Raw genomic sequence first — 25,892 nt, 5'->3', positions numbered from 1 at the left:
TTATTCAGGTTCAGCCGCGCCTTCGTGGATCATTCCTCGCGTCTGCGGGAATCGTTGATACCACAAGCCTAGCGAATCTCGGAGATGCTTTGCGTATCGGTAATGCGCGCCAAGACCAGTCCGAAGCTCAGCTTCATAAATGAACTTATCGGCAGTGGTGAAATGCTCAAACCGGAACTGGGTTCCAAGTAGTAACCAGTAAGGAAAAGTCGGATCGTTGGACTCCAGCGCCCGCCGAGAAAGACTGTTGGTGCTCGTCCCGTGGTGAGAAAGATGCTTGACCAACTCGGCAACCTTTGAACCTGCGGGTGCCTCATCCAGCGCGCAATAGAATCCCCGCGCAACGGGAGGGCAATACTTGGTCCCAGTTCGGTGCCGATTCAAATCCCGAAGCTCGGCCAAGGCAACCGCATCCCATCCAAATCGGACGCCAGTTCGCGCAAGCGGCTCGCCATAGTAAGAATATCGGTGCGGGTGTGCCGAAAGGGCATGAACGATATCCGCCTCTTTGACATCGCTCGGCGTGTGAATTTCCAATGTTGGAGCGTCTATGGCTTCACCTTCTGCGAGCTCGCGGTGCCGAGATTCGGACTTTGCGGAATCCAATTCCATCTGCCAGCCTTGAGCAAAACTTTCAGTCTTCACTGCATGTCGCAACAACCTCGGAGCGACCAAGCCCAGTTCTTCCACTACGAGGTTTCCGAGTTGCTTGGCCTCCGCGACCGGTGAACTCAGGAGCCATTGGCAGAGCTGAACCCATGCCCGGGCAGACATCACCAACATCATGTTCGTGGCGAGCCCGACTGGAAGGAAGTACCTCGCTCGGTCAAAGGCATAATTTCGGCGCATCCTCGCGACTGCCTTTTGAGCTTTTTCGCTTGGATCGTCAAGCAGCGAGCGGGGAATGCGAGTGAGTTCTGGCTGTGCTTCGCCGAGTTCTTCCCATGCCTCGATCGCCGAATCGTATGCCTTCAGCGACTCGCTCATCAAGAACTTCCATGTGTTCTGTTCGCTTGGCGCGATTCCCAACACGGCAGGGTCGATCAGATCATCTTTGCCAAGTCGCAAATACCGCGTCGAAGATTCCTGCCCTCCCGCGGTTGGCACTCTCCCCCAAACAGCGTAGGCCATCCAAAGTGAAATTCCATCGATGAACATCGCCACCGGCGCCATGTCTGCAATGGACTGATGACCATAGTCGACCATCTTAAAAATAGAGTCCACTGACTTATCGAGATTGGAAGGATCGATCTTCGAAAGGATCGCTTCGAGGCCCTCATTGTTGCGGCTATACCGTGCGCCGCATGCAGCCAATAGCTCCGGAGTCAGCGCAGGCCGTCCCGCCGATTGACTGGATTCCGTGGGCTGTAGCGCGACGTGAGTGACCTTCATTGCCTCTATTTAACCGCGAGTGACCACGGTCTTGTATTCCGAAAACTCGTCGAACGCATATCGAACACCCTCTCGCCCGAACCCGCTCTTCTTTATCCCGCCGTATGGAAGGTTGTCGAATCGAAGACTCGGAACATCGTTGATAACGACCCCGCCAACCTGCAGTTCGCGTGCAGCCGTTTCTTGGACATCAGTGGATTGCGAGAAGATGCTGGCATGTATCCCGTAATCAAAGCCGTTGATCAGTTTGATCGCTTCTTCTACATGCTTGACCGGTATCACGTTGAGCACCGGGCCAAATATCTCTTCTCGAACCGCCTCACTCATTCGGTGCGGATTGTCAATAATCGCCGGATTCATCAGGTTGGGCTTGACAACTTCACCGCCATGAACCGTTCCGCCCGCCGAGGTCATCCTAAGTTGCACGGATTGGAGCGCGCCAGTGCTGATCAGCGGGCCGCACAAAACGCCTTCCTCCCGCGGATTCCCGGCTTTGGGTAACCGCTCTATCAACCCAGTCACGGTGTCTTCGTACAACTCCTCGACAACGCAAAGATTTTGCGCTGAGATGCAGATTTGACCGGCGTAACCAAAGGCAGAAGCGGTGAGCGAATCCAGAACTGAATCTAAGTTCGGAGTGGATTCTAAGATCACGGTCGCATTGCCACCAAGTTCCAGGCAGACTCGCTTGTCGGTGACCTTCGATTTCAGATGCCAACCGACCTTCGGAGAGCCCGTGAAAGAAACAGCGCGTATTCGTGAGTCGAGCGCGATTCTCTCTGCTACCGAAGGCTCGCAATTCAGGAAGTTGATCACACCTGGCGGGAAGCCGCACTCACTCATCAATTTTCCAAGTGCGAGGGTGCAGAGGCTCGCTGAATCGGAGCCTTTGACAACAACCGTGCAACCCGCAGCCAATGCCGGAGCAACTTTGTGCGCTGCCAAGTTTATCGGCCAATTGTAAGGAGTGATGCAGAAGGCCGGTCCGACAGGCTCTTTCAGAATTCTTGCCGTGACGCCTTCGCTGCGAGGGTCATAGCTCACATCTGCTGTCTCAAAATCAGGGCCGCTGAGGAGTTCGGATGCAAGTTGAAACGTTAGCGCAGCGCGGTTGACCTCAGCGCGGCCCATTTCTAATGGTTTCGCAATCTCATCCGCCATCAATTCTGCGAAGAATTCCCGCCGGTCCCTCAGCATCTGACTTACCGATACCAACAGGTGTTGACGTTCGTGTCGCGGAGTTGACTTCCAACTAGCGAACGCTTGAACTGCCGCGAAAATCGCAGCATCTGCTTCCGGCCACATCGCTTCCGCCGCAACGCCGACGACGGACCCCGACCAAGGCGAGTGGACAACCTGCTTGCTCACCGAAGAGTCGCATGGCCCGCCAAAGAAAACGCCATTGATGAGGAGTTCTTGAGTCATGACCATGCCGTTAAGATTACTCGCAGAAATCGAATTTCGGACGTTCGAAAGGGGCCGAACTCACGTACAATTGTTGAAGAGGAAATCATGGGAGCACACCGCAAAATTATCTGCGCTTTGGACACTGGAAACTTGGACGAAGCGATCTTGGCAGTCAAAAGACTCAGCCCGTATGTGGGGGGATTCAAGATTGGTCACGCGCTAACTCTGCCGAATGGTCTCGACGTGGTCGATCGCCTTCGTGAGGCGGGTGCAAACCGGATATTCCTCGATCTCAAGTTCCATGACATACCGAACTCCGTTGCCCTCGCCGTGCGAGAAGCAGGGAAGCGCGGGGTGTGGATGGTGACTATTCACGCCAGCGGCGGACAAGCGATGATGGTCGCTGCGGCAGAAGAAGCCTCGATGTTCGATGAAGATGTACGGCCACAGCTACTTGCCGTGTCTGTCCTCACTTCGCTGGACGGAGACGTACTCAGCAAAGAACTCGGCATACAACGAACGGTTTCTGACCAAATGGTGAGTCTTTCCAAACTTGCCGTAAGTTGTGGAATTGATGGCGTCGTTTGCTCCGCCGAAGAAGTGAAGGCCCTGCGAAGCGAAGTTGGGCACGCCGTGATTGTCACTCCAGGCATCCGCCGGGACGACCAGTCGGTCCACGATCACGCCAGAACCGGGACGGCGACTCAGGCCCTCAGTGACGGCGCAGACTACTTGGTGATCGGTAGAGGATTGATGTCTGCCGAAGATCCGGTGGCGACTCTTGCCGCCTATGGGCTCATGAGCACCTCGGCTTGAGTTGGCACGAAGAGCTTCTCGGATGGTACCGAGCTAATCGGCGCGAACTGCCTTGGCGGCGTACGAGTGACCCGTATGCAATCTGGGTCAGCGAAGTGATGCTCCAGCAGACTCAGGTAGCCACCGTCATCGGTTATTACGAGCGATGGATGCGGAAGTTCCCAACCCTGCAATCGCTTGCCGAGGCGAACATCGACGACGTCTTAGTACATTGGCAAGGGCTCGGCTACTATTCGCGAGCGAGGAACTTACAAAAGGGCGCGTCCAGAATGCTCGAGCCCGATTCCAACTGGACAGCGGCATTCCTGGAGAAATATGTGCCGGGGATCGGTCGGTACACGGCGGCTGCAATCGCAAGCATTTCGCAAGGTGAACCAGTGCCGCTGGTGGATGGTAACGTCGAACGTGTCTTTGCGCGAATGACGGGATTCGATAAACCAAAACCTATGCTCACCGTGGGGGCTTGGGACTGGGCGGCACAGAACCTGCAATCTTCAGCCCCAGGTGACTGGAATCAAGCCCTGATGGAACTTGGGGCGACCATCTGCACTCCAAAATCTCCCAATTGTCCGAATTGTCCCGTGAGCTCCGCTTGCAAATCAACGCACAGCTCACGCGGGATTTCGCTTCCGACCCCGTCCACCAAGCCCAAAACAGTGAGATTGCAACGACGCCTCGGTGTCCAGGTGGTCAACGGGAGGGTCAAACTCGTAAGGATTCCGGACGGCAAGTGGGCCGAGGGGATGTATGAGTTCCCAGAGCTCTCGGAGTCTGAACTTCAACTACCAATACTGATCAGCTTCTCGCATTCGGTCACGCACCACCGAATATGCATCCATGCTTTTTTGGCAGAGAGCGACCTGGGTACTGAGGGCGAGTGGTTTGCCCTCAATGAACTTCATGAACTCGCAATGCCAAGTCCCCAACGAAAAATTGCTGCTGCAGTCCAAAAATGGCACCAAGAAACGATTTCTGAGAAAGTTGCGTCTACTAAAGTGTGAATCGAAAGATTCATAAATCCTTAAAAAACAGGAGGTGGTGCAACAAAAATGTACTCAAGTAAAACGCACCGAGGAGGTCGTGGGTTTTAGCGCCTAGCGACCAACTTGTCCGCAGGGACAGTGATGAACTCACAGCCTCTTCGGAATCTAACGCAAATGCCCTTTTGGATCATCCAAGGGGGCTTTGCCATTTTTCTGACTCGCCGCCGTAGCAAAGGACCGCGCGAAAATGCCATAATTGAGGTTCGCGCCCGAAGTGGGCGCCGAGGATTTCACTTGGCCAAAGCAATCCAAATTAACCCAGAAGAAACTATTGCGCGTGAGTTTGCCGATCGTTTGATTCTTGCCGAACTTTCGGAGCTTCAAACTGTTGTCAAATTGAGCGAGATCGCTGATCGACTCAGCAACCATGGTCTCGGTCTTGCCGCAGTGCGTTCGTTGCTTGCATCGAACCCCAACAAATTTGCCTATTCCGAGCGACGCTGGATTCCTGCTGCCCGGCTCGAAGGCTTCGGTCGCCCGCTCTCAGAAGCGATCAAGATGACCATCGAGCGATTTGGCGGCCCAATGCCGCTGAACCTCCTGGTGAGCGAACTCCAACTGCTCAACCCGCTGACGACCGAAGAAACCGTTCTGCGGAGCATCGAACGCGGCGTTGATGTGGGCATCACCGAAGGCAATCTGCTCTTCTCCAACGCATGGGCATTCCGGACCAAGAACGACTCCGTCGAAACGGAACTCGCTCGAAACAAGGTCTCTGCGTCCGAAGTCGAAGAGATCGAAAAGAAGATTGGCAAAGTCAATTTCACAGATGCTGGCGAGATCGTTGAGGCACTGCAGAAAGCCGCACCAGTGAGCGCGAAGGCGTTTGGCGCAGTGGCTTGGAAGGCCCTCAATCCGCAGGATCCAAAGGCATTCCTCAGATACGACTGGCGAAAGTTCTACGCCATCGTGTTCGCCGCGGAAGGCATGGTTTACGCCGCTGGCGGCACCATCCATTCGACGGATGGAATGAAGAAGTGGCTGATGACAGCGGTCAAGGTTGCAGAGCGTCTCGCTCCAACCGTCGAGATCGAAGATGCCGCACCAATCGAAGTCAAATCGGAAGATGTTGATCGAATGGTCAAGCGAATCCAAGAGAGCGAAGCCAGTATCACCGCAACCAAGATTCTCGAAGATTTCTACGAAATCACTCCGAGCGTCAAGACATTCCCAGACGACCTCGAGAACGTTATGGCCGCACTCCGAACTCGAAGCGAAGTTCTTTGGGTGGGCGGCGACCGATTCAACAAGAAGGACGTCGTGCCTGAACTGGTGATGTCGGTTCCAGACATTTTCAAGTTCGAAACGACAGACTTCAAGGACGACGAAGGCGAGTTCATTGACAGCGAATTGAATGATGATGGTCTTAGCAGCACCCTGCGAAAGCTGTTGAATCACCCTCTCGCAATGGATGTTCTCGATCAGGAAGCCGTCGGTGGACCAAAGTCTGCCGCCGAAGATGTTCGATGCGTCCTCAAGTCGATTCACCGCGAACTTGGAACCTTCCCAACCTGCCAACTCCCAACCGGATTTATTGGCGAAGGCGTCGACTTCCAAGAACTGATCTTCATCGATCCAAATGGACGAGAAGTTCAAGCCTGGGCAAACATGCGCGATCGATTGATCTTCGGTTTGATCGACTGGTTCTACGAAAATCCAGTTGAATCCGGCGCTGTTTTCCAATTGACCCGAACTTCGAAGCCGAACGTGTACGAATTCGCATGGCTAGACCAAACCGACCCGGTGGTATTTATTACCTCGCAACGGATGGAAGAGATGCGCGAGCTCCAATCGCGAAGCGAAGAGCTCAGCACGTACGACATTCTCCGCGAAGTGATGTCGCACTGGCCAAAGGGCGCCGACTATCTCACACTTCTGTGGGAAGTCAACGTCGTTCGCCGATCCTCGCGCCGATTGGTCGCCTCGTTGCTTAGCAGCTACGCTTGCTTCTATCAACGATCCGGCTCGCCAGTCTGGCACTACGACGCCAAAAAGGTCGAACAAGGGTTCGACAAGACCAAGCGAAAGTTCATCCTTCGCCGATAGCATTGCAATCGGGCCGCACTCCGGGGTACCTTTTTCCCCCGGAGTCAGTCCAAAAACTAAACCGACGCAACCAAAAATATGGCAAATCTTAAGTCAAGTAAGAAAGACCTTCGACGGATCGCAAAGCGAACCGAGCAAAACAAGGGCATCAAGAGTGCTCTCAAGACCTACATCAAAAAGGCAAAGCAAAACGCTAAAGCGGACGTTTCTGCCCCGACAACCGAAGAAGCGATCGTGCGTGCAGTTAAAGCTCTCGATAAGGCCGCTCAAAACGGTGTTATCCATAAGAACCAAGCTGCTCGACGCAAGTCCCGCTTGATGAGTGCCATCAACAAGGCGAAGAAGAGCTAATTTAGCCCGGTTTAGTTTACGGACAATATTGAGTCCGCGTCGTTCATTTGGACGGCGCGGACTTTTTTCGTTTGGACGCAAAGCTCGCGATCGCCACGCCAACACAAGTGAGCATGGCAATGATCGGGAACGCACTTCGATAGGCGAAGGCGTCTGTCTTCTCCGGCAGCTTGACGGTGGTTCTGAGGGCAAACCTCTTGCCGAACGGTGCCCTAGCTAACATATTCCCACGGCTGTCAATCAACGCGGACTCACCCAGACTTGCCGCACGGGCCATCGGCAGTCCGTTCTCAACGGCACGGTAAACCGTTCCAGCAAGCAGGTTTTGGTTCATACCAGAGCCGGCGTACCAATCATCAATGCTGATCGTAGCCAAGAGCCGGGCGCCCATGTCTGCCTGAGTCGCAGCAACGTCGTAAAAGAGCGTCTCAAAGCAGATCGATACCCCGACCGGAATTCCCGAAGGTTTGAGCAATCCCACTTTGTCGCCGGGCACCAGATCGCCAGAAGGGAGATTGAACGACTTCAAAAACGGCAGACTGTCTCGGAATGGGACGTACTCGCCGAACACCACAAGATGAGTTTTGTCAACCGATTGGAGCGTGCCATCAAACGCATAAGCGCTTTGGTACACGTGCTCGGAACGGCGCTGGGTGCCAAAGATGACTGGAGTCGCTGGCATGCTAAACGGAACTTGTGGGAGCGAGTCTCCACTCGCTACACCGAGTCCCTCGGGCAAAATCAACAGATCCGCGTTCCAGCTATCGGCCTTGGCGGCGATTTCGCTCACTGCTTCTCCCACGCGCATGTCCTCGGTGGACGGATCGCCAAAGGCCAAGTCTGTGCCGAGTTGACCAATCACTAACGTTTTGGTGTCTCCGCCCTGCGGTTCGGCGTGTCGGTAAACGGAATACATGAAGACTCCGGCCGTGATCGACGCCATCACAATTGTGCGGCGAATTGGAGCGCGTTCCGCCACTTCCAACAAAACTACGTTCACCAGCACCACGCTCGCAGAGACAAAGAACATGGTGCCGATCGACGCATGCTGAATGATCTCCGGCACCACGTAAAGAGGGATTGCGACGATAGCGTGAGGGAACGCAGCGCCAGGAAGTGTGCTGCGCAGAACCTCGACCCCCGCCCAAACGAGAGGGATCGCCCACGGCGCATTGAGCTTGTAGCATTGGTGAATCAACCAGCCCAGCAGCATGAAAAATGGGATCAACAATCCCGTCGCGATCACCCAAGGCAACATCGCCAGCCCTGTCGAACCGGTCCACTTGCCTACAAATATCACGAGCCAGAACATCTGGCTGCCCATAAAGATCGCTCCAAACAGCGCACCGGACCTGAGCGGGCGACAATCCGGTGCACGAAGCGACTGCAACCACGGAACTATCGCCACAAACACCAACAAGAACGTGGGCAAGGGGGGAAATGCGAGCCCGAGAAGAATCGCGGAAAGCAGGGCAGGAATAGCCGCCTTAACCGATGATCCCATGTGCGCGCTGTAGCGCCTCCTGCGCTAGGTGAGAAGTGTCGTTGTACTTCTCCAAAATCCATCCGCCGGTAGGAAGTTTTCGTAGCTCGCTAACTCCGGTATTCGAAAACCGGAACGCTCGGCCTGTCCCCGGTGGGGTGCCGAGCAAGTGCGCAAGCAAAGCCGAACTCGTCCCACCATGAGAAACCACTGCAGCCGCTTCGCATGTTTCGAACTGGCCATCGAGAAATTTGTCGAGCCTCTCATGAACCATCGCCATAGATTCGCCCCCGGGCGGAACTGCATAGCCGGGATCTGGGCCAAGGGTGGCGATTCGCTCGCGAATCTCGGGATAGTTCAAGCCTTCCCAATCGCCAAAGCTCCGTTCTCGAAGGAGGGAAGTTAAGATCAGCTTGGCGCCTGTTGCTTCGGCGAGCGGCCTCGCGGTGTCTGCAGACCGAACCAAATCAGAGGAGAATACGAACTGCAAAGACAAGTTAGAAAAGTGCTTTGCCAGGCTCTCAGCTTGCTTCAAGCCAAGGTCGTCTAGGGGGATGTCCGAATGCCCCTGTGCCTTCTGTAAAACGTTCCATTCGGTTTGACCATGCCGGATCAGAAACAGGCGCATCGTGCCAAATTATGGCTCAATCGAAGCGGACTTTAACTGGTTCGGATGCGGCAGGATCGTCGATTTCGAAGAATGCCGCAGGAGTCGCCTTCGCCGCACCTGCCATCAAATTGGTAGGAAATTGCTCAATGGCGGTGTTCAACTGCATCACCGCCGAATTGTAAAAATCCCGGGCAAAAGCAATCTTGCTTTCTGTGTTAGAAAGCTCTTGCTGAAGCTGGATCATGTTCTCGCTAGACCGGAGATCAGGATAGCTCTCGGCGACCGCGAACAGATTCGCAAGCGCTCCAGATAGAACGTTGTTCGCAGCCATCGAATCCGGAGGACCCGAGGCACTCATAGCCTTGCTTCGCGCCTCAACGATTTTAGTAAGTGTGTCCGCTTCGTGAGCCATGTACTTTTTCGCGACTTCAACCAGATTCGGAACCAAGTCGTAGCGACGATTCAGTTGAACCTCGATCTGTGCCCAAGCGTTTTTGACCCCCTGTTTTTTCGCGATGAGAGTGTTGTAACACACGATCAAAATGATCGCCAAAATGACGATAATCAAGACGATTCCGATGGCGACTGGGCCGATGTTCATGGTTTCTACTGCTAGGTACGGACCAGCATTCTTCAAGGTTTCACGTTACTTCTCACGCTCGAGCTTCACGCCTTCCATGTCCGGATTTTCATCCTGAAAAATCAACTGATTCTCAGTAAAACTCAGCGAGACAGGTTCGCCCAGTTTTTTTGCCGGACCAGTCAACCGGGAAATCGGTTGACCCATCACTTGTTTTGGTTTCAGCCACACCGTCTGACCGGAAGCGTCCCACTCGCCGGTAGTTCCTAAACTCTGAAAGGTCAGCACATAGGTCCCGTCCTCATTGAGCTTCAGGTTCACATTCTCCATCGAGGCAACGATATCAGCGGGAACGGTGTGGTCGTATTGCAGTTTTCTTTTGCCTGCCCACTCCCCAGCAACATTGGGGGGAGATTCGCATCCAGCAGATATAATGCATGCAATGGCCGCCACCGCGATTGATCTTGCCGCCAGCATGGGGCTCAACAGTTTTGAATATGGGCGCATATGCGAACTCATGGGCCGGGAGCCTAACCAAACTGAGTTAGGCATGTTTGCAGTCATGTGGTCCGAACACTGCGGATACAAGTACTCCAAACCCGTCCTTGCCTATTTTAAGCAATACAAAGAGGCTATGGATGGCGATGGTCTAGAAAACGCCGGAATTGTCCCCATTGGAGACGGCTTGGGCGTTACATTTAAGGTCGAATCGCACAATCACCCAAGCGCGGTAGAACCGTATCAAGGTGCGGCAACCGGCGTAGGAGGAATCCTGCGCGATATCTTTACGATGGGCGCGCGACCGATTGCCTGTCTCAATTCATTACGATTTGGCCCGGTAAAGCCAGGTCCCGATACGCCCGAAAGTATCGCCGCGCGCAACCGGTTCTTGTTCGAACATGTGGTCGCCGGTATCGCGGGCTATGGCAATTGCGTTGGTGTTCCAACTGTTGCGGGCGAAGTCGGCTTCCATCCAAGATTCTCTGGCAATCCGCTTGTCAATGCAATGGCAGTAGGCATGGTAAAGCTAGACGAGATCACAACTTCAGCTGCAGAGGGAGTTGGGAACCCAGTGATCTATATGGGAAGCGCGACAGGAAAAGATGGCATCCACGGCGCGACCTTTGCAAGCGATAGCCTCAGCGAAGACTCCGATTCAAAGCGTCCGAATGTGCAAATCGGTGACCCGTTTGCAGAAAAACTCTTGATCGAAGCCACACTGGAAGCGCTTCAAACTGGTGCGATCCATTCGATCCAAGACATGGGAGCCGCGGGTTTGACCTGCAGCACCATCGAAATGAGTGCAAAGAAAGGCGTCGGAATGGAAGTCGATTTGGACTTGGTTCCAATGCGCGAATCCGACATGACCGCTTATGAACTGATGCTCAGCGAATCGCAAGAGCGGATGCTGTGTGTGGCTCACGCCGGCAGAGAACAAGAGGTCCTTGACGTGTTCCACAAATGGGGACTTAAAGCGGTGGTCATTGGCAACGTGACGGATTCCGGCAGGGTGAGAGTTTATCGTCATGGGAAGCTAGAAGCAGACCTTGATCCGACCCACCTTGCCGATCATTGCCCGGTGTATCAGTCGAAGGTGGAAGAGCCCGCCTACTACGCCGAAGCCAAGCAATTTGATGCTTCCAAGTTCACGGTTCGCGATCCCAACGCTGAGTTGCTATCGATACTTTCGGATCCCAATATCGCCAGCAAGCGATGGATTTTTAACCAGTTTGATCAAGAAGTACAAACCCAGACCTTGATTCACCCTGGAAAGGCGGATGCCGCCGTACTTCTACCCCGGGGGACTAAGAAAGGTCTTGCGATCAAGCTAGATGGCAATGCGCTTTGGACCTACTTCGATCCATATCGCGGGGGAATGCTGGCGGTAGCCGAAGCAGCACGAAATGTCGCTTGCACGGGCGCGATGCCAGCAGGGATTACCGACGGCCTCAACTTTGGCAATCCACAACAGCCGCATGTCTATTGGCAGTTTGATCGCGCGGTGAAAGGAATCGCAGAGGCAGCTGATGCGCTTTCCATCCCGGTGGTGAGCGGCAACGTGAGCTTCTACAACGAGAGCGAACTCGGCGAGGTCTTGCCGACACCGATCATCGGCATGCTCGGTGTGCTGGAAGACGGTTCCAAGGCGATCGGGAGCGGCTGGAGCGAGGGCGATGAAGTCGTGGTCATCACTCCGGGGCCGCTGAGCGGAACGGGCCTCGGCGCTAGTCGATATCTGAGCGCAGTTCACGGGATCGAAAATGGGGTTCCCGAATCTCCAGATATGGCGGCTGAGGCTCGATTGCACTCCTTTTTGGTGGAATGCGCCGCGCAAGGATTATTGACCTGTGCACACGATTTGAGCGAAGGCGGGGCTGCCACTGCTCTCGCCGAAATGGCGATTACTTCGGGGCATGGAGCCAGATTGGAACTTTCTCGTTCAAAAGTCTTCTCAGAAATGTCCCCAACTTCTGCGCTATTCGGTGAATTTCCTGGTGTAGTTTTTGCGGGTGTTTCGTCTCAAAATGTGGAACATCTTAAGCGAGTCGCTAACGCAAAAGGCGTTTTTGTTGAGATTATCGGATCAGTGGGCGGGACGCAGTTCCAACTATCTGCCGATTTGGCTACAAAAATCGATCTGAACACCGCACAACTGCTTGAATATTATCAAGATTCGATTGGTTCTGCAGTGAACGGTGGATAATAAAGGGAAGTGCGCCAAATGTGGCGTCACACTTCGTTATTAGCAATTAGCGAATTTTGGGGAAGAAAATGACTGTAAAGAAGAATTGGATCAAAAAGCTGAGCTTCACCTTTTTGACCGCAATGTTGATTGTCGGCACCGCAATGGCCCAAACCGAGCCGGTTGCCCCTGCTTCAAACGCACAAGTTTTTGAAGCTGCTCAGCTCTACAAGGCCGGCCAATTGAACGACGCTGCCGCTAAGCTGGAAGCAGTTGTCAAGGCAGACCCGTCCAACGGCGAAGCCCACAGTTGGTTGGGATTCATCTACCTCCGACAAAGCAAGCCCGAAATGGCTGTCGCTTCGTTGGAAAAGGCACAAGAGCTGCGCCCAACCGACCTCGAAGTCAAGGTCAACTTGGGCAATGCCTACTTGATGACCTCGCAAGACGATAAGGCTCTCGCAACATACACCGTCGTTGCAAAGATGAAGCCTGACATGGTCGAGGCTTGGTACAACATCGGTAGCCTCCAACTGGCGAAGAAGAACGCGGATGCAGCCATCAGCGCGCTGACAACAGCCGAAAAGCTCGATGGAAAGGATGCGTTCATCAAGAACAACCTGGGCGCATCGTACGAACTCAAAGGCGACTTTGCAATGGCCGCTTCGAAGTTCGCTGCAGCAAGCGATCTCCGAACGGATCTCGCAAATTTTGCTCGCAACGCTGGCTTTTCGTACTATCGACTCTCAAAGGTCAATGACGCAATCGCGTATTTCGAGCGAGCTCTTTCCGTTGGCGAAACCGATCCGTCAGTTAAGGCCGCTTTGAGCGATCTCTATCTCCGAGCAGGTCGACGAGACGATGCCATGAAGATGATGGCTGAAGTCGAAGACATGATGGCCGGCGATAAGAACTTCTGGTTCAACCGAGGTGTTCTTTGCATGCAAGCAAACGATGCTGAAGGCGCAGAAGCTGCTTACAAGCGGGCACTCGATATCGATCCAAAGGATGCAGCCAGTCTGAACAACCTCGGCTTGGTGCTCTACACTCAAGGCCGATACGATGAAGCCGTTCCGTTCTTCAAGCGGCTATACGATTTGAACCCAGACAACAAGGGTGCTCAAATGAACTTGTCAGCTGCATATGCTCGATCTGGTGATTTGGGTTCGGCGGTCAACCTTTGGAAGACCATCTTGCGAAAGGATCCAACTCGAAACGAAGTTCGACTTGACCTCGCGGCTGCGCTTTGGTCGATGGGCGATAAGGAAGGGGCGAAGTTCCACTACGCCACCGTTCTGAAGTCCGATCCGAACAACGCTCGAGCACGAAACGGCATGGGCCTTTGGTACCTCGGGCAGGCAAAGTACAAGGAAGCAGAAGCTGCTTTCCGAACCGCGATCAAGCAAGACGCGAAGTACGTTCAAGCCTACAACAACCTTTCGATCGCTCTTGAGCGACAAAATAAGCGAAAGGAAGCCATCGCAGTGCTGGAAGCAGCGCTGAAACTCGATCCAAACGCAAGCGACGTGCTCGCTAACTTGGAACGAATGCGAAAGGCCGAAGGCAAAGCGTCCTAACTCGCGTTAATCAAAATCAGTCAACTTCCACAACGCACGGCGCACCTCAGATAATGGGGTGCGCCGTGCCGCTATAATTTCAACTAGGTGCGCTTTCATCTTCTAGTTAATCTGTACCGAGCCGACGCGATTGAAGCGGCGAAGATTGCCGCCGCCAGCCTCATTGATCGCGGAGTACAGGTGTTTGCCGACGAACTCAGCGCAAAACTGGTCGGCATCCCAACCGCCACCAACGAAGATTTTGGCAATTGCGATCTCGTCATCAGTTTTGGCGGTGATGGCACATTGCTCAACGCAGCCCAACGTTGTGGAGAAAGGCACACTCCGATTCTAGGCGTCCACTACGGCAAGTTCGGGTTCGTCACCCAATGTCAGCCTTCGGAGCTCGGCGCCGCCCTCAGCATGTTTGTTGACGGGAATTCGACTCTAGAAGAGCGAATGATGGTCCAAGCCACTTTGGTTCGAAGTGGGGAGACAATCGCTGAGTTCCACGCGCTAAACGAAGCTGTGGTCCAACGGGCCGCTACCACGAGAATGCTTGAGTTCGAAATTTTCGTGGACAATCAGTTTTTGACCCAATATCCAGCGGATGGGATCATCGTCTCGACTCCGACGGGCAGTACAGCATACAATCTCTCGGCAGGAGGCCCAATCGTAGACCCGAAGCTAGAAGTAATCTTGCTCAGTGCGATCACCCCGCACACTCTGAGTGCTCGTCCGCTCGTCTTCGGCTCCAATAGCACCATTGAGATCAGGGTCGAGACGCGTGGCGATGCCATTTTGAGTTGCGATGGCCACGACCGGGTCGAAATGTTCAGCGGTGATCGGGTGATTGTTACCAAGAGCGACCGAACTATTCGCCTCGTGCAAGTCGATGATCAAGACTTCCTCAACAAGGTGACCAACCTTCTACTTGGCGGAGGGAGTTCTACATGAGCGTTCTTTCTGTTCGGAATCTTGAAGTCACTTTCACGAAAGGGAATCAGCAAAACCGCGCCATTCGAGGCATCAACCTAGATGTCGCAGAAGGGCAGTTCCAGGCAATTGTCGGAGAATCTGGCTGTGGCAAGACCACCCTCGCACGATGCATTTTGAGCCTCCAGCCGTTCTCAGGAAGTATTGAGCTTGATGGCAGGTCAGTGAGCGGTGTTCACCCCGGACAGGCGTCCACGGTGGGAGTGGTTTGGCAAGACCCTTTTGCTAGTCTAGACCCCAGATGGAGGATCGGTGATCTCATCAAGGAGCCCGCGAATCTTGCGAAGGTCGAAGTGAACCTGGATGAGCTGTTGTCCCAGGTCGGGTTGAATCCGAATCTGAAGGATCGATACCCGCACCAACTCTCTGGCGGGCAACGGCAGCGTGTAGCGATCGCCCGCGCAATCGCACTTCGCCCAAAGTTGCTCATTTGCGACGAACCTACATCTGCACTTGACCTAAGCGTCCAGGCTCAAATTTTGAACCTCCTTAAGGATCTCCAATCCGAACTGAAATGCGCGTTTCTCTATATTTCGCATAACCTAGAGACGGTTCGGTTCTTGAGTGACCGGGTGGCGGTCATGTACCTTGGCAACATCGTTGAGTTTGGCGACACCGACACAGTTTTCGAAAGTCCGAATCACCCGTACACGAAGCTGTTGCTCGAATCCGCACTGACTCCAGAACATATCGGGATGCTGCCAGAGATCGAGACCTTGCATCCTTCCCGTGGGCAGGCGGGTTGCCCATTCGCGCCTCGGTGCCCACGGTATTTGGATCGATGTTCAAATGAAGTCCCGTTGCTCGCGGGCGACGCACATCAGGTGGCTTGCCACAACCCGCTCATAGCTGAGGGCGTTCGTTGAACCAAGAGACCTCGCCAATGTTGAGTATCGAGCACGATCTACTCGAGATGGCGTCCCGCGCCGAAATGATGTTTCAGCGCGCAGTGCAAGCTTTGACCTATCTACAATCGCATGCTGCCGAGCAAGTGATCGAGAGCGATGACCGCGTAGATGCGCTGGACGCCAAAATTGAACTCGCGTGCCTAGAATTACTCGCCGACCGGGAGCAAGTTGATGTCGATCGCCGCAAAGTTGGCACCGTTCTCAAGATGATCACCGACATCGAGAGGGTCGCGGATCTCGCGGTGGATTTAGCGCGCTGCAGCCTCCGCGTCGAGAGTGAACTCGGTGAATCCGGCTTTGTAGATCTTCCGCGGTTTTCGGACATTGCCCGAACCATGTTCCACACCGCGATCGAAAGTTACGCTAAGCAAGACGTAGCCCTAATCTCACAAGTAGTTCGGATGGAACAGCAAGCGGATAAGTTGTTCCTTGAACTTCGCGACCAAGCGCATCAGTCGATGCAAATTCATCCTGAACACGCAGTCACGCTGAGCTATCTTGTTGTAGCAATCCACGACATCGAACGCGTTGCGGACCACTCCATCAACATCGCGGAGCGGGTGGAATTCTTGCTTACGGGCGAGATGAAGAGCTATTGATCAGTTCCTAAACCCAGCCGCAATGAGATTGGTACACTTGGCGAACAATGCGTAAGGACCTCGCCGAGCTTTGGCGATATCGCGAACTGCTGTTCACGCTCGTCGAGCGTGAGCTACGCATCCGATACAAAAACAGTGTCTTTGGGTTCTTTTGGTCGCTCTTCAATCCGCTAGTCACCGTCGGAGTGATGACCTTCGTTTTCAAAATCTTCATGCGCAACGAAACCCCAAATTTCAGCGCATATATCCTGGCCGCCTATCTGCCATACATGTTTTTCCAGCAGTCGTTGCTAGATTCCTCGCAAAGCATTTTGGGTTCGCTGCCGATCATCAAGAAAGTATATTTCCCGAGGGAGATTTTGCCTCTGACTTCAGTCATCAGCAACTTCATCCACTTGGTACTGGCGCTAGGTGTTTTCTTCGCTTTCTTGGTGGTGATCTACCTCGCCGATCCCAGAATATCGCCCTTTAGCTGGAGCATGGTTCTGGTTCCGATTCCTTTGCTCATCAACTTCATGCTGGTGGCTGGGCTTAGCCTTTTCATCTCTGCGCTGAACACGTACTATGAGGACGTCAAGTACATCGTCACGGTGGTGTTGCAGTTGTTGCTTTTTGTATGCCCGGTGATGTACTTCAGCGAGCAAGTTTATGCCAGTACCGCGGAGAAATCGCCGTGGCTTTACACTGCGTTTCATCTCAATCCGGTAGCGATGTTGTGCACGACCTACCGCAAGATTTTGGTCGCTCCTCAGGATCCAATTTTTGGAGACAAGAAGCTGCCTTACTTGCCGCTAGACTGGACGCTGGTTTCGATCACGGCTTTGGTCTCGCTCGCGATTTTCATCGGAGGGTACGCATTCTTTAACCGAGTGAAATGGGGGTTTGTGGAACGACCATGAGCGAGAACCGGATCACAATTTCTGATCTCCACAAGTCGTTTCGCTTAAGTCACACGCGCTCGCTTAAGACCGCGCTGATGTCGGTGACGAAAAGAAAGATCGAGAAACTCGACGTCTTGCGGGGTGTCTCCTTCACGCTAGAAGCAGGCGAATGTGTCGCGCTTGTCGGGCGAAACGGGGCGGGGAAGAGCACCTTACTTTCACTAATTTCCCGAATCTACAAGCCCACTAGCGGATCGATCCAAGTGAATGGTCGGATCGCGCCACTTCTGGAGTTAGGCGCCGGCTTCCACCCCGATCTAACGGGGCTCGAGAACATCGTCTTCAATGCCGCGATCTTGGGGCTGAGCCGAAAGCAAGCCATTGAGGCCACCGATTCAATCGTCGCGTTCGCTGAGCTAGAAAAGGTGATCGACTCTCCGGTCCGAACGTACAGCAGCGGCATGATGGCCCGACTGGGATTCAGTATTGCCACCCATGTGAATGCGGAAATCTTGATCGTCGATGAAGTGCTCGCGGTGGGTGACTTCGCCTTCGAGGAGAAGTGCTACCAGTACATCCAAGACTATCGAGAAAAGGGCGGCGCGGTGCTGTTTGTCTCTCACCAGCAAGAGAGCATTCGGCGCGTGGCGACGCGATGCCTCTGGATGAAAAACGGCCTGATTGAAGCGGACGGACCCGTCGAAGAAGTGCTTACTCGGTATCGCTCGGACGCTTAAACGCTCGGAATGTTTGGAGCAGGTCTTCCACAAGCACACCGTTGATCGTCGCCCCAGTGAAATCGCAATCCTCAATTTCAGCACCTGTGAAGTTGATATTCGTAAATTTGCTGTTTGCCAGATTCACGTCTTGGAACTTGGCGCGCTCCATGTCGAGGTCGTGCAGATCGGCGTCAACCATCTTTACGTCGCGAAACTTGGCGTTCACGAGCTTCGTGTCAAAGACTTCCAATGAGGTTTCGATGTTGTGGATGCGATGCATAAAATTCAGTTAGACCCGTGGACCCGAAATCGGTGCCGTCATGACACGCCAAAACGTGCGAATCCGCGATCGGTTTAATGATAAGACGGCAAGGAGTAACCGTATTGCCGCACCTTTTCGATTCAATACCCAGCAAACCATCGCGGCCCATCGGGATTGGTGGATCAAAAATGTGAGTTCTTTGCCTCGGTTGTAAAGCGCGATTGACCACCATCTCCGCTCTAGCGAAGTGCTTGCGCCAAGCGCATGTTTGAACCGCGCCCGAGGCTCGTACAGAATCTTGCCCTTGCGTGCAAGCCGAATGCACAGCTCAGTGTCTTCGCAATACAAAAAGTAGCGTTCGTCAAATAGCTCTCCACGCCGCATCATCAAGCAAGCTCCCATCACCTGAGCCACGGCAGAGGGCCTGTCTTTAGGGAGCCGGTTCGTGATCCAATATGGCGACCAAAACGACGAGCTTGGGAAGAGCTTCTCTAGTCCTGTTTGTTCACAGAACACCGCCCACAAAGTCAGTTGGGTGCAGCAGGAAGGCTGAATCATTCCTCCTGCATCGACTAACGCACCTCCAATTGCGACCGCATTCTCTTGGTCAAGGGTTTCTAGCATCTGCTGGATCGCGCCGTCTTCAGCTTCGATGTCTGAATTCAAAAGCAGCACGATAGGGGACTTTGTCGCTGCGATCCCCTGGTTGTTAGCCCGACCAAATCCGACGTTGGTGACATTCTTAATAAGGGTTACATTTGGAAAATCGGATGCCACCATTTCTGGTGATCCATCCTCCGAAGCGTTGTCTACCACTACGACTTCTCCTACTCCGGGTTGGCTTACGACAGAACTCAGGCATCGTCGCAAATGCTCGACCGTATTGAAACTGACGATAATGACATCGGCGACCACAGCACAATCATACAAGCACGCAGAGTCTCGGTGCTACAATACGGGTTCAATGTCGAATGAAGTCTTGCTGACCAAAGAAGGGTTTGCCAAGCTGAAAGAAGAGCTTGATGCACTAAAAGGCCCAAAGCGCGCAGCAATCGCAGAAGCGATTCGCGAGGCAAAGAGCCACGGCGATTTGCGCGAAAATGCTGCTTATCACGAAGCAAAGCTGAACCAATCACGCAATGAAGGTCGCATCGCTGACCTCGAAAAGTTGTTACTTCTTGCGAAGGTGGTTGACCGCCCAGAGTCTGCGGGCGACACAGCGCATTTGGGAAGCACAGTTACCCTGAAAGACTTGAACTGGGGCGATGAGCTGCAGATCAAACTCGTGGGTAGCTTTGAAGCAGACCCAGCCAACGATCTGATCAGCATCAGTGCACCGCTCGGTGCGGCGCTCATTGGCAAAGGTGTGGATGAGGAGATTGAAGTTGAAGCTCCAGCTGGAATTCAAAAGTACAAAATTGTGGCGATCAGTTAGCCTCGCAGTTTTAGCCGCCGGGCTCATTGGATGCGCAGACGATGCAATTCCAAAGAATATCGGCGCCAGCGGACCCGAAAAACCTAGCCTGCAAGTCTCGGTGCAATGGTCACCGGACAACAACGCGCCGTACCTCCTCAATGGCGACCGCATTCTGCGCATCCATGCGACCGAGGATCAAGCGTTCGAAGTGTTCGCTAGGCCAAAGAACGGTTTTGACTTCTTCGAAGAATCGCCGATCACTGGGGACGAGTACGTCGCCAAAGGGTGGCAATCCGGAATAGAGTCCTTTGGTGTACTTTCGCTTCGAAACAAGGTCGTCTTGGCGATGTACACGCTAGATTACACTTCAGCCGATCAACTATCAGAAAAAGTCCGGCAGTACCAAGAAGCGTTCTCAACTATCGAGCCCAGCGTGTTGCCAGGAGATAAGGCGAGCTATTGGTTCTGGGAAGTTGGCCGGGTTCGATTGATGATCTGTGCGAGCCAGGATACAAAGCGTAAGCAGCAACTCGTGATCGCACTAGGAGATACCGACGTGATGGACGCTCTACGAATGTCGCCCGACTCCGCAAGGCTTGATTTGGTCGAGGCTCGGCTGAAAGCTGGCGAGCGTTCGCTGTAGACTGTTATCTTTAAGTTAATTAGACGAAGCAATATTTTTGCGTAATGATTCTCATGAAACCGAATATCTAGGTCTGATTTCAAGAATTTTGTTCGGAATTCTGTTTGTTGGTGCAAGCTCTACCATTTCGGTGTATGATAGCTGACATGAGCGATTCCAGTGCCATATTTGCCGGTATGGTTTCCGATCGCGTCATGGCGTATGTCACTGCCGAGCACATGGACCTATCCATTGATGAGACGCGCGCATCAAAAATTATTGGATTGCTGAGCGTCCAATGCCTTTCGGACGAACTGGACCGGTTGCGCTCTGAACTGTCTAGCTGTAAGCCAGACGTCAAGTCCAGGCTAATTGTCACCCGGCAGTTCTTTGAGTGCACCCATTGCCCGGCACTACAAAGCTCTCGCCGGCGATTGCTCGAAATCGTTCAGAAGATGGTACGCGAGAATTCGCGACTCTGAGCATCCACCGGCGGCGCAAGCAATAAAGGATCAGTGTTGATACAGCGAATACGGATCCCAGGCGCTATCTACCGACATCCGCATTAAGCAGAGCTGACCGATGTGATAGCTATCGTGCATCGCGATGTAATCCATCGCGATTTCATGTTGGTCTGGCGTGCGCATGCATGCCATGATAGCCACGAGACGAAGATCGAACATCTTCTCCATCAACTGATTGAAGTCGGTGATGCCCGTGGACCAACCCGATCCCCAATCAAACGTCTCTCCGTGGGCGATCAGATTTGTGGCGTGATAAACCATCGCCAGATGCTCGACAGATTCGCGGACGCTCATTGCCGTTGGGGCAACTTTCGTGTCGAGGTGCGCGGCTGGGTAGCCGGTTAGCACCGCACGGAGTTGAAAATCGCATTCTTCGAGTGACTTGCTCAAGAAGTTGTTACTGCTCATGGGAGTATCTTATCTTAACAGGAGGATTCAAAAGTCATGGGGCTCTGGAATGGTTGGAATGAAAACTCAATTCAAAGCAGATTGACTGTTGATCGATTGCGAGTTGGTCTGGAGCACGGCCATTTTCCGATGGCGGACCACTCCGACAACATCATCCTCTACTCTGTGAATTGGCGATGTTTGTTGCCAATCGAGGGGATTCATATTTCTAGGCGATTGGCACAAAAGATTCGGCAAGGGAAGTTCGCAGTCACCACAGACAGATGCTTCGAGAAGGTCATGCGCGGATGTATTCGCCCGGAAGACAATTGGATCAGCGAGGAATTGATTGAGCTCTATTGCGAAGCTCACCGAAGGGGATGGGCGCACTCATGCGAGGTTTGGGATGGCGAAGAGCTGGCCGGAGGAATTTACGGTGTAACGTTGGGCACCGTCTTCAGCGGGGAGTCGATGTTCAGTCGTCGCACCGATGCTAGCAAGATCGGTCTGCATCATTTCCTTGCTCACCTTCGTTCGCTAGGATTCACGCATTTTGATTCGCAGTTCATCAACGATCATACGGAGTCTCTCGGGGCCTACTGCATCGAAGAAGAGGAGTACCTCGACATCCTCGACAAAGCGCTCCTGAGTCCCATCGAGTGGCAAAATCTAGAAATTCTGGGTCAATCGAGCTAGGTTCAATCGTACTAAGAACTGAGACTGTGCCCGTTGGGCGCAATTCTTCACAGGAGATTTATGAAGAAAACATTATTGATGTTAGCGCTCGGATGCGCGGCGCTCTCGGCATCGGCGCAAGAAACAAAGCCGATGGGAATGAGCTTTAAGATCGGAAACTTCTGGCCATCGAGCGGCGAAGCTCGAACGGCAGGAGGATCTTGGGTTGGTTTTGGCTTCGATATGAAGCTGCGCGACCTCAAGTACGCCAATGCTGGCCGCCAAAGCGCAATGCTCACCCTTTCCGGAGACGTGCTGAACAAGAACAATTTCCGAAACGCACCAATCCTGCTCAACTACGTCTCGCGAACGGACAAGATGTACACGCTAGCTGGTGCTGGCGCGAGCTTTGCAAAGTGGCGCAGCGGTTCAGAGAACGAAAGCGGCGTGATCTTCGCATACACTATTGGTGTGGGAATGGACTTGCAACAGGGCGGTATGCCGATGTTTGCTGAACTCCGTTATCTCGGAACGATGGAAAGTAAACTGAACGGCTTTGGCTTGTTCCTCGGCGTCCGATTCTAAAGATTCGGCATACAAAGAATCCCGGTCAGCGATGCTAACCGGGATTTTCTATTTGTCAACCAAATGGTTAGTTTAGCGTCATCGGCATGATCACGCAGAACCGCTCAGTGGATTCATCGTTTGGACGAATGATCGCCGGCCGGCTGGCTTCGGTGAGCTGCGCCACGATGCTATCGGACCGCATCGCATTCAGGGCTTCAAGCAGATAGCGACCGTTGAAAGCGATTTCGATATCGCCATTTTCCATAATCGCCGGAATCTCTTCCTTCGCCTCGCCCTTTTCGTCAGATCGTGCCGAAATGATCACTTGCATTCCGTTGCCACCGAATCGTACGCGATTGGCGGCATCTCGGGCAAGAATCATCGTTCGCTTCAGATTCTCCATCAGCTCTGCGCGGTCAAGCTTCCATGTTCGGGTGAACTCGTTTGGAACCACACGCTCCCAGTTTGGATAGGCGCCGCTGAGAAGTTGAGAAACGACTCGTGCAGTTCCGGTATCGACAGAAAGCCGCGTGTCGTCGAATTCAATCGTGATTTCTTCTTCGTCGCCAACGGGCAGGTTCTTGATTGTCTTGAGAGATTTTTCGCTCATCACGACCGTCAAGTTCGATCCGATTCCTGGTTTTTCAATCCGGTTGACAGCAAGTCGGTGAGTGTCCGTTGCCACCAAAGTCAGGAGCTGACCATCGTAGTTGAACTGGACACCAGTGAGAACAGCCCTACCGCCATCGTCGGCCACGGCATAAAGTACGCCGTCAACAGCATCTCGGAATTCGCCCATCTTGAGGGTGAATCGACTCGATGCGTTGATCGTAGGGATCGTCAAAAAGTCGTCGGCATTGAGCGCCATGAGTCGCCATTCGGACGCGCCAGAACGCACGAAAACGGCACCGCTGGTCTTTTCCAAAGTGACCGGACCATCTGGGAGAAGAGTAATCAGCTCTTGTAGAACCTTTGCCTGTACACAAACAGCACCTGGCTCTTCAACGGCAGCTAGAATTGCGCGTTCGGCCCACATTTCGCCATCGCAAGCCATTAGCTCGAGGCTGTTTTCAGCCGCTTCTAACCGAATGGTTTGAAACAGTGGTTGTGGCGAGCGCGAACTTGCTGCGGGGGCAACAAGAGCGATAGCATCGACCAAGTCTTTGCGAGAACATTCCAGCTTCACGATTGTTTAATAGCTCCTATCCGTTAATGGGTAACTGATATTGAAAATAAGCAGGCGGAGAACTCTTGGGTTGCGGATTAGCACCTCCAGCGTACAGCTTGAACAGGATTCGATGGAACGATTCCTCGCGGTACTTTGGCTGTGGAATAGCGCGCAGCATTTCCACGGTCTGGCGCAAAGAATGCATATCTTGCGCGAGTTGGCGATTGCGGGTAGAAGCCAGTTCCAACTCTTCCATGAGTTCTTCTGGCAATTCGTCGCCCACATAGAGATCCACTAATCTCTCGTAGAGTTCCTCTTGCTTCATTTTCTCTCCAGGGCAGTGCCCAGTTTGTCTCGGAGCGCTCGACGACCACGGTAAAGCCGCGACTTGAGCGCCGGTACGGTTATCTTAAGGACTTCTGCCGCTTCCTTGGCTGAAATGTCCTCCAAATCACACAAAATCAATGGCTCGCGATAATCCGGCGGCAAATCCGCCAAAGCCTGTTGAACGGTGACTCGAAGAGTTGTTTTCTCCTCCGGACTTCCATACTGGGCATCCTGAGGCAACTCTAGTAACTTATGTTGACGCATACGATCGATGCAAAGATTCCGAGTAATGCGGAAAAGCCAGGTGCGAAAGGCACCATCGGCGCGCAATTCACTCGATCGGCGAAGCACTCGCAAAAAGGTTTCTGCAGTGGCGTCTTCGGCATCCGAGCGGTTGCCTAGCATTCGATAAGCGTAGCGGAAAATCCGCTCGCCATAGAGCTCATACAGACCACCCAAGGCGCTGGAATCTCCATTGGCCAGCGCATTCAGGTACCTCCGTTCTAATAAGGATTCTTCTGTCAGCTCTTGGGACATGCGTCACACTTCGCGGCCCTCGCACATTCGCGGGGCGCTCGGTGATTATATCCGGCACCGGAGCGAGAATGGGCCGTTTCTGCCCATATTGTTGTGGGCGGCTGAACTATTCCCGCCGTATTCTCAATCGGCGAGTCATAAACGAAACTGGATTCGAATCACGACGATCAATCGCAATTCGAACCCAGCAAAGGATAGAAGTGATAGGGCTTAGTTTCGAGTCCAAATCACGCCATGAACACGGCCGAGCGCATCCACCGTGTATCCGGTGACATTTCCATCAGCGTCGACACTCGTCGCCCTCGATGAAATGTATCCCGTCGGCAATGTAAAGTGCAGATCGATCGGCTGGTAGCGATACAGATCCCACACGACGGCATGAGTCGTTTGGGTTGTCCCTGCATAGTTCTTAGCCTGACCGACGCCGCAAACGAACGGACCCGAGACTCCGGTCGCAAAGCTCACAAAGTGCGGATAGCCCGGGAGGTAATAGCCTAGGGTTTGCAATGAACTTGCTTTGCCATGCCAAACCGCTGCACTGTTCATCATCACGCGAGTGCCATGGTGTGTTTCGTCAAACAACCGTACGGCGATGCCCACGTTGCCAACTTGTGTGACGCCATCCGTTGCGACGGCTTGTGAGACGTCGTAAGCCGTTGGATGCAGGTTGATGGCTGGCCGAGCAGTTCCTCGCCACATCCGAGCCTGGGCACCGTTACTGGCAAAGTCATAGCCGACCTGAATTCCGCCCGCTCCGCCGGTGATGTATTGAGGCTTGCCATCATACAAATCTGCGATGACTGCGCCGGTTTGGGCGTCCCAAATGATTCCATGCTGGTCGCCGGGGCCGACGGATTCTTGCCCTGTTGTGATGTCAATCACAGTACCTACGATTTGATTACCATCTGTAGAAACGGCGACGGCACCCCACGCCGGGAATGGATTGGTGAGACGGAGCGCGGTTTTGCCCACCCACCTAATCGCAACGGTATGACCCGGATTTTGAGCATAGATGCCATAGCCCACAGAGAGTTCGCCATTGCGAGCGTTGATGTAAGAGGTACCGGTTGTGGTTGCAGAATCCAGGAACTTCGGATGCACAATTTGTGGCCTTCCAAACCCGTCGAACAAGGCCGCTTTGCCGCCCCAATGTCCTCCTCCAATTGAAGAAGAAATTCCATTAACAAGCGTGTTGTCCGGATAAACCGTCGCCTGATAAGTTTGGGCCAACGCCCCTCCCGAAAGAGTCAGTGACAGCAAGACAGCGTAATTTTTGAAGTTCATGTTCATCCTCCCAAACCGGTTTCCCAGCTGATGAAGTCATTGAGTGCGCAAC

The 25,892-nt window shown here is 53.4% G+C and carries 29 protein-coding genes; 16 read left to right on the top strand and 13 right to left on the bottom strand.

What is annotated here, in order from left to right:
• Positions 1-1,392, bottom strand: a complete 1,392-nt coding sequence (locus tag J0L72_09775) for an FAD-dependent thymidylate synthase (GenBank protein ID MBN8691058.1) — start codon at positions 1,390-1,392, stop codon at positions 1-3.
• A 9-nt stretch (positions 1,393-1,401) separates the two neighbouring features.
• Entirely contained in the window at positions 1,402-2,823 is a 1,422-nt protein-coding gene (locus tag J0L72_09770) for an aldehyde dehydrogenase family protein (protein MBN8691057.1), read from the bottom strand.
• Positions 2,824-2,904: 81 nt separating this feature from the next.
• On the opposite strand from J0L72_09770, the gene pyrF reads away from it, so the two are divergent.
• The 4 genes from pyrF (at position 2,905) to rpsT (ending at position 7,055) form a co-directional block, all read left to right on the top strand.
• Positions 2,905-3,615, top strand: a complete 711-nt coding sequence (gene pyrF / locus J0L72_09765; protein MBN8691056.1) for an orotidine-5'-phosphate decarboxylase — start codon at positions 2,905-2,907, stop codon at positions 3,613-3,615.
• Positions 3,612-4,616, top strand: coding sequence for an A/G-specific adenine glycosylase (locus J0L72_09760; protein MBN8691055.1), 1,005 nt, complete (start codon positions 3,612-3,614; stop codon positions 4,614-4,616). The genes pyrF and J0L72_09760 overlap by 4 nt, the downstream gene beginning before the upstream one ends.
• 276 nt (positions 4,617-4,892) lie before the next feature.
• Positions 4,893-6,704 (top strand): hypothetical protein, encoded by a 1,812-nt coding sequence (locus tag J0L72_09755; protein ID MBN8691054.1) that lies wholly within the window; start codon positions 4,893-4,895, stop codon positions 6,702-6,704.
• Positions 6,705-6,782: 78 nt separating this feature from the next.
• Entirely contained in the window at positions 6,783-7,055 is a 273-nt protein-coding gene (gene rpsT, locus J0L72_09750; protein MBN8691053.1) for a 30S ribosomal protein S20, read from the top strand.
• 43 nt (positions 7,056-7,098) lie between these two features.
• On the opposite strand, the gene lnt is transcribed toward rpsT, so the two are convergent.
• The 4 genes from lnt to J0L72_09730 form a co-directional block, all read right to left on the bottom strand.
• Positions 7,099-8,559 (bottom strand): apolipoprotein N-acyltransferase, encoded by a 1,461-nt coding sequence (lnt, locus tag J0L72_09745; GenBank protein ID MBN8691052.1) that lies wholly within the window; start codon positions 8,557-8,559, stop codon positions 7,099-7,101.
• Positions 8,543-9,166 carry a histidine phosphatase family protein gene (locus tag J0L72_09740; GenBank protein MBN8691051.1) on the bottom strand — a complete coding sequence of 208 codons (624 nt, stop codon included), beginning with the start codon at positions 9,164-9,166 and terminating at the stop codon, positions 8,543-8,545. The genes lnt and J0L72_09740 overlap by 17 nt, the downstream gene beginning before the upstream one ends.
• Positions 9,167-9,182: 16 nt before the next feature.
• Positions 9,183-9,728, bottom strand: a complete 546-nt coding sequence (locus tag J0L72_09735; GenBank protein ID MBN8691050.1) for a LemA family protein — start codon at positions 9,726-9,728, stop codon at positions 9,183-9,185.
• A gap of 66 nt (positions 9,729-9,794) precedes the next feature.
• On the bottom strand, positions 9,795-10,205 hold the full coding sequence (locus J0L72_09730) for a hypothetical protein (GenBank protein ID MBN8691049.1): 411 nt from the start codon (positions 10,203-10,205) through the stop codon (positions 9,795-9,797).
• On the opposite strand from J0L72_09730, the gene purL reads away from it, so the two are divergent.
• From purL to J0L72_09695, 7 genes are all read left to right on the top strand, one after another.
• Positions 10,162-12,432 carry a phosphoribosylformylglycinamidine synthase subunit PurL gene (purL, locus tag J0L72_09725; protein ID MBN8691048.1) on the top strand — a complete coding sequence of 757 codons (2,271 nt, stop codon included), beginning with the start codon at positions 10,162-10,164 and terminating at the stop codon, positions 12,430-12,432. The two genes, J0L72_09730 and purL, sit on opposite strands and share 44 nt — an antisense overlap.
• 68 nt (positions 12,433-12,500) lie before the next feature.
• Positions 12,501-13,988, top strand: coding sequence for a tetratricopeptide repeat protein (locus J0L72_09720; protein MBN8691047.1), 1,488 nt, complete (start codon positions 12,501-12,503; stop codon positions 13,986-13,988).
• Between the two features lie 87 nt (positions 13,989-14,075).
• On the top strand, positions 14,076-14,924 hold the full coding sequence (locus J0L72_09715; GenBank protein MBN8691046.1) for an NAD(+)/NADH kinase: 849 nt from the start codon (positions 14,076-14,078) through the stop codon (positions 14,922-14,924).
• Entirely contained in the window at positions 14,921-15,829 is a 909-nt protein-coding gene (locus tag J0L72_09710) for an ABC transporter ATP-binding protein (protein ID MBN8691045.1), read from the top strand. Before J0L72_09715 ends, J0L72_09710 begins: the two co-directional genes overlap by 4 nt.
• A 17-nt stretch (positions 15,830-15,846) precedes the next feature.
• Positions 15,847-16,470: a phosphate signaling complex protein PhoU gene (gene phoU, locus J0L72_09705; GenBank protein MBN8691044.1), complete on the top strand. Its 624-nt coding sequence runs from the start codon at positions 15,847-15,849 to the stop codon at positions 16,468-16,470.
• A 47-nt stretch (positions 16,471-16,517) separates the two neighbouring features.
• The gene (locus J0L72_09700) at positions 16,518-17,369 is read left to right on the top strand and encodes an ABC transporter permease (GenBank protein MBN8691043.1); all 852 of its coding nucleotides are present in this window, start codon (positions 16,518-16,520) and stop codon (positions 17,367-17,369) included.
• The gene (locus J0L72_09695) at positions 17,366-18,088 is read left to right on the top strand and encodes an ABC transporter ATP-binding protein (GenBank protein ID MBN8691042.1); all 723 of its coding nucleotides are present in this window, start codon (positions 17,366-17,368) and stop codon (positions 18,086-18,088) included. Before J0L72_09700 ends, J0L72_09695 begins: the two co-directional genes overlap by 4 nt.
• On the opposite strand, the gene J0L72_09690 is transcribed toward J0L72_09695, so the two are convergent.
• Positions 18,063-18,350 (bottom strand): pentapeptide repeat-containing protein, encoded by a 288-nt coding sequence (locus J0L72_09690; protein MBN8691041.1) that lies wholly within the window; start codon positions 18,348-18,350, stop codon positions 18,063-18,065. The two genes, J0L72_09695 and J0L72_09690, sit on opposite strands and share 26 nt — an antisense overlap.
• A gap of 9 nt (positions 18,351-18,359) precedes the next feature.
• Positions 18,360-19,247 carry a glycosyltransferase family 2 protein gene (locus J0L72_09685; GenBank protein MBN8691040.1) on the bottom strand — a complete coding sequence of 296 codons (888 nt, stop codon included), beginning with the start codon at positions 19,245-19,247 and terminating at the stop codon, positions 18,360-18,362.
• Between the two features lie 49 nt (positions 19,248-19,296).
• Here J0L72_09685 and greA point away from each other — a divergent pair, with 49 nt between their 5' ends.
• The 3 genes from greA (at position 19,297) to J0L72_09670 (ending at position 20,853) form a co-directional block, all read left to right on the top strand.
• Positions 19,297-19,767, top strand: coding sequence for a transcription elongation factor GreA (gene greA, locus J0L72_09680; protein MBN8691039.1), 471 nt, complete (start codon positions 19,297-19,299; stop codon positions 19,765-19,767).
• Positions 19,751-20,392 carry a hypothetical protein gene (locus tag J0L72_09675; GenBank protein ID MBN8691038.1) on the top strand — a complete coding sequence of 214 codons (642 nt, stop codon included), beginning with the start codon at positions 19,751-19,753 and terminating at the stop codon, positions 20,390-20,392. Before greA ends, J0L72_09675 begins: the two co-directional genes overlap by 17 nt.
• 146 nt (positions 20,393-20,538) lie before the next feature.
• Entirely contained in the window at positions 20,539-20,853 is a 315-nt protein-coding gene (locus J0L72_09670) for a hypothetical protein (GenBank protein ID MBN8691037.1), read from the top strand.
• Between the two features lie 30 nt (positions 20,854-20,883).
• Here J0L72_09670 and J0L72_09665 read toward each other — a convergent pair whose 3' ends face one another.
• Positions 20,884-21,303, bottom strand: a complete 420-nt coding sequence (locus J0L72_09665) for a hypothetical protein (GenBank protein ID MBN8691036.1) — start codon at positions 21,301-21,303, stop codon at positions 20,884-20,886.
• Positions 21,304-21,384: 81 nt separating this feature from the next.
• On the opposite strand from J0L72_09665, the gene J0L72_09660 reads away from it, so the two are divergent.
• Together J0L72_09660 and J0L72_09655 are read left to right on the top strand one after the other, a co-directional pair.
• On the top strand, positions 21,385-21,978 hold the full coding sequence (locus J0L72_09660) for a leucyl/phenylalanyl-tRNA--protein transferase (GenBank protein MBN8691035.1): 594 nt from the start codon (positions 21,385-21,387) through the stop codon (positions 21,976-21,978).
• A gap of 60 nt (positions 21,979-22,038) precedes the next feature.
• Positions 22,039-22,542: a hypothetical protein gene (locus J0L72_09655; protein ID MBN8691034.1), complete on the top strand. Its 504-nt coding sequence runs from the start codon at positions 22,039-22,041 to the stop codon at positions 22,540-22,542.
• Positions 22,543-22,609: 67 nt separating this feature from the next.
• Here J0L72_09655 and dnaN read toward each other — a convergent pair whose 3' ends face one another.
• From dnaN to J0L72_09635, 4 genes are all read right to left on the bottom strand, one after another.
• Positions 22,610-23,710 carry a DNA polymerase III subunit beta gene (gene dnaN, locus J0L72_09650; GenBank protein MBN8691033.1) on the bottom strand — a complete coding sequence of 367 codons (1,101 nt, stop codon included), beginning with the start codon at positions 23,708-23,710 and terminating at the stop codon, positions 22,610-22,612.
• 16 nt (positions 23,711-23,726) lie between these two features.
• Positions 23,727-24,017, bottom strand: a complete 291-nt coding sequence (locus tag J0L72_09645) for a hypothetical protein (GenBank protein ID MBN8691032.1) — start codon at positions 24,015-24,017, stop codon at positions 23,727-23,729.
• Entirely contained in the window at positions 24,014-24,556 is a 543-nt protein-coding gene (locus tag J0L72_09640) for a sigma-70 family RNA polymerase sigma factor (protein ID MBN8691031.1), read from the bottom strand. Before J0L72_09640 ends, J0L72_09645 begins: the two co-directional genes overlap by 4 nt.
• Before the next feature lie 210 nt (positions 24,557-24,766).
• Positions 24,767-25,840, bottom strand: a complete 1,074-nt coding sequence (locus J0L72_09635; protein MBN8691030.1) for a hypothetical protein — start codon at positions 25,838-25,840, stop codon at positions 24,767-24,769.
• Positions 25,841-25,892: the final 52 nt, after the last annotated feature.

This window comes from Armatimonadota bacterium (assembly GCA_017303935.1).
In the GTDB taxonomy this organism is placed as follows: domain Bacteria; phylum Armatimonadota; class Fimbriimonadia; order Fimbriimonadales; family Fimbriimonadaceae; genus JAFLBD01.
The sequence above is the reverse complement of the archived record's forward strand: the minus strand, read 5'-3'. Positions and strand labels throughout refer to the sequence as shown.

What these genes read in the sequence shown, in the direction of transcription:
- J0L72_09655 (MBN8691034.1), top strand. Translation starts at nt 22,039, where the DNA reads ATGAAGAAAACATTATTGATGTTAGCGCTCGGATGCGCGGCGCTCTCG.
- J0L72_09710 (MBN8691045.1), top strand. Translation starts at nt 14,921, where the DNA reads ATGAGCGTTCTTTCTGTTCGGAATCTTGAAGTCACTTTCACGAAAGGG.
- J0L72_09635 (MBN8691030.1), bottom strand. Translation starts at nt 25,840, where the DNA reads ATGAACTTCAAAAATTACGCTGTCTTGCTGTCACTGACTCTTTCGGGA.
- J0L72_09720 (MBN8691047.1), top strand. Translation starts at nt 12,501, where the DNA reads ATGACTGTAAAGAAGAATTGGATCAAAAAGCTGAGCTTCACCTTTTTG.
- J0L72_09665 (MBN8691036.1), bottom strand. Translation starts at nt 21,303, where the DNA reads ATGAGCAGTAACAACTTCTTGAGCAAGTCACTCGAAGAATGCGATTTT.
- J0L72_09645 (MBN8691032.1), bottom strand. Translation starts at nt 24,017, where the DNA reads ATGAAGCAAGAGGAACTCTACGAGAGATTAGTGGATCTCTATGTGGGC.
- J0L72_09690 (MBN8691041.1), bottom strand. Translation starts at nt 18,350, where the DNA reads ATGCATCGCATCCACAACATCGAAACCTCATTGGAAGTCTTTGACACG.
- lnt (MBN8691052.1), bottom strand. Translation starts at nt 8,559, where the DNA reads ATGGGATCATCGGTTAAGGCGGCTATTCCTGCCCTGCTTTCCGCGATT.
- J0L72_09700 (MBN8691043.1), top strand. Translation starts at nt 16,518, where the DNA reads ATGCGTAAGGACCTCGCCGAGCTTTGGCGATATCGCGAACTGCTGTTC.
- J0L72_09775 (MBN8691058.1), bottom strand. Translation starts at nt 1,392, where the DNA reads ATGAAGGTCACTCACGTCGCGCTACAGCCCACGGAATCCAGTCAATCG.
- pyrF (MBN8691056.1), top strand. Translation starts at nt 2,905, where the DNA reads ATGGGAGCACACCGCAAAATTATCTGCGCTTTGGACACTGGAAACTTG.
- rpsT (MBN8691053.1), top strand. Translation starts at nt 6,783, where the DNA reads ATGGCAAATCTTAAGTCAAGTAAGAAAGACCTTCGACGGATCGCAAAG.
- J0L72_09640 (MBN8691031.1), bottom strand. Translation starts at nt 24,556, where the DNA reads ATGTCCCAAGAGCTGACAGAAGAATCCTTATTAGAACGGAGGTACCTG.
- J0L72_09670 (MBN8691037.1), top strand. Translation starts at nt 20,539, where the DNA reads ATGAGCGATTCCAGTGCCATATTTGCCGGTATGGTTTCCGATCGCGTC.
- J0L72_09740 (MBN8691051.1), bottom strand. Translation starts at nt 9,166, where the DNA reads ATGCGCCTGTTTCTGATCCGGCATGGTCAAACCGAATGGAACGTTTTA.
- purL (MBN8691048.1), top strand. Translation starts at nt 10,162, where the DNA reads ATGCATGCAATGGCCGCCACCGCGATTGATCTTGCCGCCAGCATGGGG.
- J0L72_09730 (MBN8691049.1), bottom strand. Translation starts at nt 10,205, where the DNA reads ATGCTGGCGGCAAGATCAATCGCGGTGGCGGCCATTGCATGCATTATA.
- greA (MBN8691039.1), top strand. Translation starts at nt 19,297, where the DNA reads ATGTCGAATGAAGTCTTGCTGACCAAAGAAGGGTTTGCCAAGCTGAAA.
- J0L72_09695 (MBN8691042.1), top strand. Translation starts at nt 17,366, where the DNA reads ATGAGCGAGAACCGGATCACAATTTCTGATCTCCACAAGTCGTTTCGC.
- J0L72_09770 (MBN8691057.1), bottom strand. Translation starts at nt 2,823, where the DNA reads ATGGTCATGACTCAAGAACTCCTCATCAATGGCGTTTTCTTTGGCGGG.
- phoU (MBN8691044.1), top strand. Translation starts at nt 15,847, where the DNA reads ATGTTGAGTATCGAGCACGATCTACTCGAGATGGCGTCCCGCGCCGAA.